The organism is Nocardiopsis dassonvillei subsp. dassonvillei DSM 43111, assembly GCF_000092985.1.
GTDB classification, from domain to species: Bacteria; Actinomycetota; Actinomycetes; order Streptosporangiales; family Streptosporangiaceae; genus Nocardiopsis; species Nocardiopsis dassonvillei.
In genome coordinates, this window is sequence record NC_014210.1 from 2,089,735 (window position 1) to 2,099,720 (window position 9,986).

General features: G+C 73.9%; 9 protein-coding genes and 1 pseudogene. 6 read left to right on the forward strand and 4 right to left on the reverse strand.

Annotation, left to right across the window (positions count from 1 at the left end; all coding sequences use genetic code 11):
* Positions 1 to 8 precede the first annotated feature (8 nt).
* The 4 genes from NDAS_RS08535 to NDAS_RS29230 all read left to right on the forward strand — a co-directional run bounded on the left by NDAS_RS08535 (position 9) and on the right by NDAS_RS29230 (position 3,547).
* Positions 9 to 779, forward strand: coding sequence for a glycosyltransferase family 2 protein (locus NDAS_RS08535; RefSeq protein WP_013152755.1), 771 nt, complete (start codon positions 9 to 11; stop codon positions 777 to 779).
* Positions 776 to 1,444 carry a TIGR04282 family arsenosugar biosynthesis glycosyltransferase gene (locus NDAS_RS08540; RefSeq protein WP_013152756.1) on the forward strand — a complete coding sequence of 223 codons (669 nt, stop codon included), beginning with the start codon at positions 776 to 778 and terminating at the stop codon, positions 1,442 to 1,444. Before NDAS_RS08535 ends, NDAS_RS08540 begins: the two co-directional genes overlap by 4 nt.
* The gene (locus NDAS_RS08545; protein WP_013152757.1) at positions 1,441 to 2,154 is read left to right on the forward strand and encodes a class I SAM-dependent methyltransferase; all 714 of its coding nucleotides are present in this window, start codon (positions 1,441 to 1,443) and stop codon (positions 2,152 to 2,154) included. The genes NDAS_RS08540 and NDAS_RS08545 overlap by 4 nt, the downstream gene beginning before the upstream one ends.
* A 691-nt stretch (positions 2,155 to 2,845) precedes the next feature.
* Entirely contained in the window at positions 2,846 to 3,547 is a 702-nt protein-coding gene (locus tag NDAS_RS29230; protein ID WP_244275536.1) for a hypothetical protein, read from the forward strand.
* Positions 3,548 to 3,797: 250 nt separating this feature from the next.
* Here the strand turns inward: NDAS_RS29230 and NDAS_RS08555 are convergent, their stop codons facing one another.
* Both NDAS_RS08555 and NDAS_RS08560 read right to left on the reverse strand, forming a co-directional pair.
* A complete protein-coding gene (locus NDAS_RS08555; protein ID WP_041552589.1) occupies positions 3,798 to 5,369 on the reverse strand; it encodes an alpha/beta hydrolase in 1,572 nt (523 codons plus the stop codon).
* Between the two features lie 519 nt (positions 5,370 to 5,888).
* Positions 5,889 to 6,521, reverse strand: a complete 633-nt coding sequence (locus NDAS_RS08560) for a DUF2461 domain-containing protein (RefSeq protein ID WP_013152759.1) — start codon at positions 6,519 to 6,521, stop codon at positions 5,889 to 5,891.
* Positions 6,522 to 6,846: 325 nt separating this feature from the next.
* Here NDAS_RS08560 and NDAS_RS27900 point away from each other — a divergent pair, with 325 nt between their 5' ends.
* Positions 6,847 to 7,128 (forward strand): DUF6881 domain-containing protein, encoded by a 282-nt coding sequence (locus NDAS_RS27900; RefSeq protein WP_013152760.1) that lies wholly within the window; start codon positions 6,847 to 6,849, stop codon positions 7,126 to 7,128.
* A gap of 22 nt (positions 7,129 to 7,150) precedes the next feature.
* Here the strand turns inward: NDAS_RS27900 and NDAS_RS29740 are convergent.
* Positions 7,151 to 7,261, reverse strand: a pseudogene (locus tag NDAS_RS29740) (IS5/IS1182 family transposase); the annotation flags it as partial.
* Positions 7,262 to 7,750: 489 nt separating this feature from the next.
* A complete protein-coding gene (locus NDAS_RS08570; protein WP_013152761.1) occupies positions 7,751 to 8,941 on the reverse strand; it encodes an MFS transporter in 1,191 nt (396 codons plus the stop codon).
* A gap of 65 nt (positions 8,942 to 9,006) precedes the next feature.
* Between NDAS_RS08570 and NDAS_RS08575 the strand changes: the two genes are divergently transcribed.
* Positions 9,007 to 9,600, forward strand: a complete 594-nt coding sequence (locus tag NDAS_RS08575) for a TetR/AcrR family transcriptional regulator (protein ID WP_013152762.1) — start codon at positions 9,007 to 9,009, stop codon at positions 9,598 to 9,600.
* The last annotated feature ends 386 nt before the right edge of the window (positions 9,601 to 9,986 follow it).

The window sequence follows — 9,986 nt, forward strand, 5'->3', positions numbered from 1 at the left end:
TAACCAGGGTGAGCAGAGAACCACACGAGTACGGCCAGGACGAACCGGCGCAGGCGCCGCCCGACACGGCGGGCGGCGACCCGCCGCCACCGGTCGACGTGGTGCTGCCCTGTCTGGACGAGGCGTCCGCCCTGCCCTGGGTCATCGAACGCGTCCCACCGGGGTGGCGGGCGATCGTCGTGGACAACGGGTCCACGGACGGCTCGGCGGGCATCGCCGCGGAGCTGGGGGCCCTCGTCGTCTCCGAACCCCGCAGGGGGTTCGGCGCGGCGTGCCACGCGGGCCTGTCCGCCGCGACCGCCGAGTTCGTCTGCTTCTGCGACTGCGACGCCTCCCTGGACCCCGCCCTGCTCCCGCAGATGGTGGAACGGGTGCGGGTCGGCGGGGCGGACCTGGTCCTGGGCAGGCGGCGCCCCGTCCGCCGGGGGGTCTGGCCGGCGCACGCCAGGATCGGCAACGCCGTCGTCGCGCGGATGCTGCGTTCGCGGACCGGGGTGCGGGTGCGCGACATCGGCCCGATGCGCGCCGCCCGCAGGGTGGACCTGCTCAAGCTGGGGATGACCGACCGGCGCTCGGGCTACCCGTTGGAGACGGTCGTGCGCGCCGCCGACGCCGGGTGGCGGGTCGACGAGGTGGACGTCCCCTACCTGCCCAGGTCGGGGGCCTCCAAGGTGACGGGGACGTGGCGCGGCACGTGGACCGCCGTGCGCGACATGACGGCGGTGCTGCGCGAACCGCCGGGCCCGGAGGGCGTGCGCGCGAGGGGAGGGCGGCCATGACCCGGGCCGGTGACCCCGACATCCCGGCAGGGGGGACCACCCTGCTGGTGATCGCCAAGGAACCCGTCCCCGGACGGGTCAAGACACGGCTGACCCCCGAGTACTCGCCGAGGGAGGCCGCCGCGGTCGCCGAGGCCGCCCTGGCCGACACCCTGCACACGGTGCGCTCGCTCCCCGCCAGCAGAAGGCTCCTGGTGCTGGAGGGACGGCCCGGACCCTGGCTCCCGCCGGGGTTCGAGGTGGTCCCGCAGTCGGGCGGCGGGCTCGACGAACGGCTCGCGCACGCCTTCGCCCGGTGCTCGGGCCCCTCCCTGCTGATCGGTATGGACACCCCCCAGGTGACCGGGGAGCTCCTGGGGCCCGCCCTGGCTCCGGACGCCTGGGAGCGCGCCGACGCGTGGTTCGGCCCGAGCGAGGACGGGGGCTTCTGGGCGCTCGGCCTGGCCGACCCCGACCCCCGCCTGCTGCGCGGCGTCCCGATGTCCACGCGGCACACCGGGCGGTTCCAACGCGCGCGACTGGTCGACGCGGGGCTGCGCGTACGCGACCTGGACGTGCTCACGGACGTGGACACGCCCCGCGACGCCGCGCTGGTGGCCTCGCTCGTCCCCGGCAGCCGCTTCGGCAGGGCGGTCGGGCTCGCCAGAGCGGGGTGTCGGCGGTGAGCGCGACCGAGACCGGGATCGACACGAGGCCGGCCCCGTGGCTGTGCGACCCCTACTCGCGGGCGCTCGCCGACGGCCGCGGCCCCCTCTTCCTGCGACGGCCCGACGGGTGGATGCTGCGCCTGGACGTCGAACGCTGGTGCGCGGGGACCGACGCCGCGGACGAGAGCGTGCTGGAGCGCTGCGAGGGCGACACGCTGGACGCCGGGTGCGGGCCCGGGCGCATGGTGGTCGCGCTCGCCGCCCGGGGCCGCCGGGCGCTGGGCGTGGACATGAACCCCGTGGCCGTGTCGCGCGCGGTCGAGGCGGGCGGCCGGGCGGTGTGCGCCTCGGTGTTCGACCCCCTGCCCGGCGAGGGGGGCTGGCGCACCGCGCTGCTGGTGGACGGCAACATCGGTATCGGCGGAGCCCCCGGGGGCCTGCTCGCCCGCATGCGTGAGGTCGTGCTGCCCGGCGGCCTGCTCATCGTCGAGACCGCCGCCCACGAAGTCCACGAGTGCGTGACGGTGCAGGTCACCGACGGCCGGGGGGAACCGGGTCCCCCGTTCCCGTGGGCGCGGATCGGCCCCCGCGCCCTGCGGTGGTGCGCGCGGGAGAGCGGGTGGGAGTGGTCGGAGGCCTGGCAGGTGCGGGGGCGCCGGTTCGCGGCACTGCGCGCGCCTCGGGGCAACCCGGCACCGGGACCCGTCCGTCCCGCGGTGACGGCGTGACGCGGCCCGGGCTCCACCAGCGCGACGTCCGGGGCGTGGTCGGCACCGCTTGGACGGGAGCGCGCGCCGACCTGTCCGCGGCGGCCCTGGCCGCGCTCCTCTTCGCGGCGGCCGCGGTTCTCGGCACCCGCATCGAGCGCGCCCACGGAGTCCTGCACGTGGACTGGCCGCCGCTGTACGCGTCCTGGTTCCCGCACACGGGGCCCGGCACGGTCCCCGCCCTGGCCCTGGCCGTTGTGGTGGCGGTCTGCGGTCCCGCGGTGGCGCGGGCCCTGCCCTGGCGCGTCCTGGTGTGGGCCGTCTGGGCCGCGTCCGTGCTCTGGACCACCGCGCTCGCGCTGGTCGACGGTTGGCGGCGCGGGATCGTCGGCCGCCTGCTGTCGCCCCACGAGTACCTGGCCTCGGTCGACCGCTTCGAGGACGTGGGCGCGGCGCTGAGCACGTTCACCCGGCACATCCTCATCGGACAGCCCGACAACTGGCCCACGCACGTGGCCGGACACCCCCCGGGCGCCGTCCTGACCTTCGTCGCGCTGGACCGGATCGGCCTGGGCGGCGGGGCGTGGGCCGGGATGTGGTGCGTCGTGGTCGGCGGCTCGGCCGCCGCCGCGGTCCTGGTAGCGAAGAGCACGCTCGGCGCGGAGTCGGCAGCACACCGGGCGACCCCGTTAAAAGTGATAAACCCGCCGCGGTGTGGGTGGGCACGTCGGCGGACGGGTACTTCGCGGCGGTCACCGCGTGGGGCCTGGCCCTGCTCGCCGTGGCCGCGGCGCCCGGCGCGCGGGCGCCGCGCGCCACCGCGCTGGCGGCCGGTCTGCTCCTGGGGTGGTCGGTGTACCTGTCCTACGGGCTCGTCCTCATCGGGATCCCGGCCGTGGCGGTGCTCCTGTGCGCGCGGACCGCGCGCCCCCTGCCCTACGCGCTGCTGGGCGCCCTGGCCGTCGCCGCGGCCTTCACGGCGGCCGGTTTCCGGTGGTGGGAGGGCTACCACCTGCTCGTGGAGCGCTACTACCAGGGGTTCGCGTCAGTGCGTCCCTACGGCTACTGGGTCTGGGCGAACCTGGCCGTGGCGTGCCTGACGACCGGGCCCGCGACGGCGGCGGGCCTGCGCCGGGTGCTGGCGCGCCTGCCAGGAGCGGTGCGCGGCCCGCGCCGGGCGCCGTCCCGGGAGGAGGCCGCGACGGCCCTGCTGGTGGCCGCCGCCCTCGGCGCGGTCGTGGCCGCCACCCTGTCGGGGATGAGCAAGGGCGAGACCGAACGCATCTGGCTGCCGTTCGTGCTGTGGCTCGTCCCGGCCGCCGCCCTCCTGCCGGACCGCCACCACAGGGCCTGGCTGGCCGCCCAGGCGGCCACGGCGCTCGCGGTCAACCACCTGCTGCTCACCGGTTGGTGAACCGGGGCGCTCCGCGGGGCCGGTGCCCGAAGCCCCCGGCGTCCTCGCGGGCACCGGCGAAGGAACGCGCCCGTGGCGCGCCGGGGGCGTCTCCGGGTGTGACCGGCCGTGGGTTGACGGAGTCGGCGGACAGCGGGCGTAGGCCGGGTGTCTCCGGGCGCGACCGGACGTGGGGACGCCGAGGGGCGGGACGGGCGGTGCCGTCCCGCCCCTCATCGCTCCGGAGTGGCGATCGTCCCCGACCGTGTGCTCAGGCGGTGTCCTGGAGCCGGTCGAGGGTTTGGGTCCGCGAGCGCTGGACCTCCTCGTCCAGTCCCAGGCCGGAGGCCCCGGACGCCCCGCAGGAGACGTCCCGCTCCGGGAACTCGCCGTCGACCAGGTAGCTCGTGGCCACGTCCCAGGCGCAGGGGTTGTCGCCGTAGACGTAGGCGCCGTGACCGCTGTCGTCGACGCTCACCAGCCGGGAACGCTGACCGAACTTCTCGTCCAGCAGCACTCCGCCCAGGTGCGGCGTGGCCGGGTCGCGCAGGTTCTGCATGATGAGGACGTTGGCCGGACCCTCCCCGGTGATCTCCACCGCGGGTTCGGACGGGGCGTCGTTCCAGTAGGCGCAGGGCATGACGTTGGCGCTGGCCGCGCCGTACATCGGGTACCTCTCCCGGTCCTCGGCCACGCCCTGCTGGTACGCGGCCAGGTCCTCGGGCCACTCGACGTCGTTGCAGGTCGTCGCGAGGAACACCGACCAGGCGTTGTCGGAGGGCCACAGCTCGCCCGTCGCCGCCCCGGCGCCGCCGAGCCCGCTCTCCTCCATGTGCCGCCGCACCGCCTCCTCGTCCGCGAGGCGCACCGACTGCCACAGCTGCGCCGTCCGCCCGTAGCTCCGCTCGTTGTACAGCCCCACGAAGACGGCCAGCCGGAAGACGTGGCCGTCGACACCGGCCACCGGGCCCTCCTCGTCCAGCCGCTCGGCGGTCTCGAAGTAGGTCTCCCGCACCTGTTCGGGAGAGCCGCCCAGGCCGTAGCTGCCGTCGCGCTCCGCCGCCCACGCGGCGAAGTCGGGGAAGGTCTCCTCGAAGCCCAGGGCGAACCTGCGCATGCCGTCGTAGTCGAGGAAGGTGTCGCCGATGTTGCTGTCGAGCACGATCCGGTCGGTGCTCCCGGGGAACATCGAGGCGTAGGCCGCGCCCAGCGCCGACCCGTAGGACAGCCCGAAGAAGCTGGCCTCCTCCTCGCCCAGCGCGGCCCGGATCCGGTCCAGGTCGCGGGCCATGTTGGCCGTCGAGATGTGGCGCATCAGCCCGTTCCCGTCGCTGCGCGCGCACTGGTCGGCGACCCCCTCGGCGACCGCGGCCTGCTCGGTGACCGCCGTCTCGTCGACCGCGTAGGGCGGGATGTTGCCGAAGTACTCCTGGTCGGTGGTGAAGCCGCAGCTCACCGCGGAGGAGTGCCCGACCCCGCGGGTGTCCATGCCGATCAGGTCGTAGCTGTTCAGGACGCTGGCGGGCACGCCCAGGGAGGCCAGGTCCGCGGGCATCGACAGCCCGGACCCGCCCGGGCCGCCCGGGTTGAGCAGCAGCACGCCGCGCCTCTGGTCCGGCTCCGTGCTGGCCAGCCGCGACACCATGATCTCGATCCGGTCGCCGTCGGGGTCGTCGTAGTCCACGGGCACCGGCACGGTGGCGCACTCCAACGGGTACGTCCCGGTCGGGACGTCCTCGGGGCAGGCACCCCACTCCAGTGCCGTCGTCGGCGCCCCGCCCCGTTCGTCGGCCGCCGCCGGCACCGGGGCGACCAGCGAACCGGCCAGACATACCGCCACCATCGGGAGCAGGCTCCGGCCCGCGCTCCGCCTTCGTCCCATGTCCCCAGCCTCCTGGATCTCGATTTCACCGGCGTCCTGGCGGGCACAGCTCTTCCGCCGTCCGTCGCGGGAGGGCCGTGACCGCCATCGCCGGAGGCACGTGTCCAGCCTGCTGTCACTCCGACGAGTCCACCAGTGACACCGTGTCATGGGATGACGGTGAGAACCTCACGGGAAAACCGTGACAGGCACACATCGTTCGTGGGTGGTGTCGGCGTGTGACGGGGCCGGGGTGCCGCGCGGCGGCACGTAGCGGGGGAGCGGTGCATGGACCCGCCTTCCGTGCTCAGGGCGCGCGCGAGCGCGGACTCCCCCGCGGATCAGGCAGGTCGTTGCGGGGAACGTACCACCGCTCCCGGAGACGCAGGACCGGCCACGGGCGGTAGCCGGGACGCGGAGCCCGCTGACCGGGTTCCGCGTGCGCGGCGGATCAACGCGCGGCGGGAGGCCGTGCCCGGTGGGAGCCCGCGTCCGGTGGGATCAGCTGGTGACGTGCCGGTCGAGCCAGTCCATGAGGGGGCCGGTGGCCCGCCAGTCGGCGCGCACGGTGTCCAGGAGCTTCGCGGACAGCGGCACGTCCGACCGCTCCACGTTGTGCTCGGCCCCCAGGGAGCGGTGGCGCAGCAGGTGCACGCGCGGGTGGTCGCCGCTGTACCCGCGCGGGTGGGTCTTGAGGGTGTCGCCGACGATGTCGAAGCCCCGGGCCGTCAGCTCGTCGACGATCCGCGCCAGCCGCGGGCCCTGGCGCTCGTCGTCCACGCCGTCGCGGTAGCGCTCCACCTGCGCGCCCGACATCGCGTGGTAGCCCGCGCCCACCGAGAGCCCCTCCAGGCCGAGCTGGAGGTAGTAGCCGACCGGCCCCTGGGACTGGCTGACCAGGCCCACGTGGGTCTTGTACGGGCTCTTGTCGTGGGAGAAGCGCACGTCGCGGTTGGGGCGGCCCACCTTCATCGGGCCGAAGTCCTCCTCCAGCGCCTCGGCCAGGGCGCGCGCGGGCTCTCGCACCGCGCGCACGTACACCTCGTGGTGGCCGTGGAAGTAGTCCTTGGAGTTGTCCCGGGCCAGGCCGTCGAAGAACGCGAAGGTCTCCTCGGTGAAGCCGGTGAAGTCTATCCCTCTCCTCGTGCTGTGGCGGACGCGCGCCCGCCGTCCTACCCCGCCGGCGCCTACCCGAACCCGGCCACCGACCGCAGGGCCTGTCAGGGGCGGTCTCCAAGGCCGCCTGGAGCGGGTGTGGCGCGCGGCGTTGTGTCGGGCTTGGAAGTGTCCGCGAACGAGGGCGAGGAGTAAGGGATGACGAGGAACGAAAGCTCGCCTTCTGTGTCGAAGCCGATGTCAGCGGACCAAGGGAGAGGGAAGACGGGCCGGGGCTTTGCGAGGTCCCGAACGGTGGGACGCTGGATGTTGTCGGAAGAACACTGTGTTCTGGAGGGAATCGATGAGATACGTCAAGGTCGCATGGATCCATGATTTTTCCAACGAGCCGGTGCTCTATTTTAGTGAACTCGACGAGGGCGGATACGAAACCCGCAGGGTCCAGATCTATCGAGACGGGAGAGCCGAGTGGGCGGATGAAGATTTTGAGACCGGGGCCGTTGGTCTTGCGGAAATACCGTTCCCCCCTGTCGAAGAGATTTCCATCAGGGGAGAATTCGCTGCCGAGGAGATCGGCTCTGAGGAGTTCGGTCGCGCTTGGAGCGAAGCCCGTTCGAGTTCTTGACGTCCAACCGAATCCCGCGGGGTCGGTGCGTGATGGCGGGTGAGCGATAGTGGTCTCGCCCGCCGTGCAGCTTGCCTGGTTCGCGCCTGCGGGGTCCGCGGTGGGGGAGGCTCGGAGGGATTCCCGCGAGGACGTCGGCGCGTGGGTACTGAGCGCGGTGCTCTTCGTGGCGGGGGTGTTCCTGGTGTTGCGTCCCCCGCGCAGGCGCTTCGTCCGGTTCGGATGTTGACGGTCTGGAACCCGTCTGTGCGGTGCCCGTGCGCGCAGACGGATCCAGGCGCCATCGTGGGGCGGTGCGGTCTGGCCTCAGACCGCACCGCCCCAGGAGAACAGGGGTTGAGGAACACGGGAACCGAAACCCGCGCCGAGGGCCACTCGCCGGTCACATGTCCTGTCTTCGGGTATTCGGGAGAACGCCCCCTGCACGAGGGACGGCTCCCCCAGCGCGCCGAGGAGGCGAACGAGGCCCTCCAGTCCGTCGTAGAGGCGATACCCCGCTGGTGAGCGCTGCGCCGCGGGCAGGCGCGCTCCTCGTAGGAGCCCGGGTAGCGCACGCTCACCCGCGGTCCTGACCCCGCGGCGGTGGACAGGCCGGGACGATGCTCGTCGCGCCGTTGCGGGCTCAGGCGTCGGCTCTGGCGGGGGCGCGGCGGATCAGCGCGCTGAGCCCGAGACCAAGCCCGGCGGCCGCAGCGGCGGCGGCCGGGACCAGGCCGGGGCTCATGGCGACCGCCGCGCCGCCGAGCACTCCGCCCAGGGCCGCCCCGACGTACACCGAACTGCTGTGCACCGCCATGGCCTGCGAGGCGGCGCGTGTACCCGCCCGGTCGAGCATGAGCGTCTGCAGGCTCGGCGGCACCGCCCACGCGGCGGCTGACCAGACCATGAGCAGGGGCACCACCGCCCACACGGGCACCGGGGCCACCAGCCACAGCAGGGCCATGGCGGACATCGTCAGGCAGAAGAGCACGACGGCGCACAGGAAGGCGCGGAAGGGCCCGAGGCGGTCCACCAGGCGGCCCGACGCCTGCGTGCCGAGCAGGCCGCCGACGCCGGAGCACACCAGCAGCACCGCCAACAGGGCGGGGGTGACGCCGGAGAGCCCGGAGAGGACGACCGCGATGTAGGTCTGGAAGGCGAGGTTTCCGGCCACGGTCAGGACGGTGATCGCCAGGACGACGGCCACGGTCCGGTTGACCAGAGGGCGGACGAGGTCCGCCGGGGCTTGGGGTTCCTGGTCGGTACCGTCCGCCCCGGCGGGCAGGGCGCGGGCGGCGAGGGCGAGGGAGGCCAGTCCCAGGAGCCCGCCGAACACGAAGGTCGCCTGCCAGCCCAGCAGGGCGCCGATCCACGTCCCGAGGGGGACGCCGATCAGGATGGCGCCGGTCAGGCCCGTCATGACGGTGGCCAGGTAGCGGCCCCTGCGCTCGGGCGGGGCCTGTGTGCTCGCGATCGCCAGGGAGGCGGGCAGGACCACCGCCGCCGCCAGCGCCGCCACGACCCGCAGGGCCACGAGCGGGAGGTAGCCGTCGACGAGCGGGACGACCACGTTGGCGGCCGTGAACACGGCCAGGGCCCAGAACAGGGCCCGTCTGCGGGAGATCCGGGCGAACAGGACCGCCCACAGGGGTGCGGTGAGCGCGTAGACGAGGGAGTAGACGGTGACGAGCTGTCCGGCCGCGGCCTCCGACACGTCCACATCGAAGGCGATCGAGGGGAGCACGCCGATGATGATGAAGTCGTCCGTCTGGACCGCGAAGGCGGCCAGTGCCAGGGCGAGGAGCCACAGGGGAGGCCGTTGGGAACCACTCATGGGATAACGGTAACAAGTGTTTCCCTTATCCGTGTGCCAAAGTGGCCTTCCGGAGGTGGGGCACCATGCCACGGATCGCGGACCCGCGCCGTCGCCGGGACGTCGTCGACGCGGTGATCGGCCAGCTCTCCCGCACGGGCATCGGTAACTTCTCGCTGCGGGCCCTGGCCGAGGGGCTCGGGCAGAGCACCCGTGTGCTCACCCACCACTTCGCGGACAAGGACGCCCTCGTCGCCGCCGTGCTGGAACGGCTGGACGAGCAGCAGCACGAGGCCCTGCGCGCCACCCCGGGCTGGGAGGACCCCTCCGTGCCGGTCGGCGCCATCGTCCGCTCCACGTGGGAGCGCAACCTCGGCTCCGGTGAGGTGGCCACGACCCGCCTGATCCGCGAGATCGAGGGCCTGGCCGCCAGCGGCAGGCTTCCGTGCCCGGTGCCGGGCTTCGCCCGCAGGCGCGCGGAGTTCGTCGCGGCGTGCCTGGCCGCGCGCGGCCTGGACCCCAAGGCGGCCCTCGTGCACGCCACCGTGCTCAACGCCGCCTTCGCCGGTCTGGAGACCGACTTCCTCATCACCGGTGACCGGGAGCGGACCGAGGCCGCCCTGGAGGACCTGTGCGCCTGGATCGACTCCCGCGTGGCCGGAGCACGACCCGGCGGGTGAGGGGGAGGGCCCGGCGCCCGGCGGACCGCCGGGTGCCCGGCCCGCGCACCCCTCCTCCTGGTCAGGGCCCCGCCCGCGCACCCGCCGGAGGGGTCGGGCGAGTGGGTGCGTCCGGCTGCCCGGAGCCGTCGCCCGCGCCCGCCCGGGGCTCCCGGAGGGCCGGGCGGTCGAAACCAGAACATACTGAGATCCTGTTCACATCCAGTGCGCGGCGTCCTCGTCTGGCCCGCGTGAAGTAGCAGCTGGTACGGTGGCACCCGCTGTGACCCAGCGAGACGTGAGAGGAGGTGCTGTGATGTCCCGGTCAGTGGCCACGGCGCCCCCGTCGCGTCGTCACGCGCCCGTACTCCTCGAAGGCGCCCGCTTCCGCGCCCTGGACGTCTACG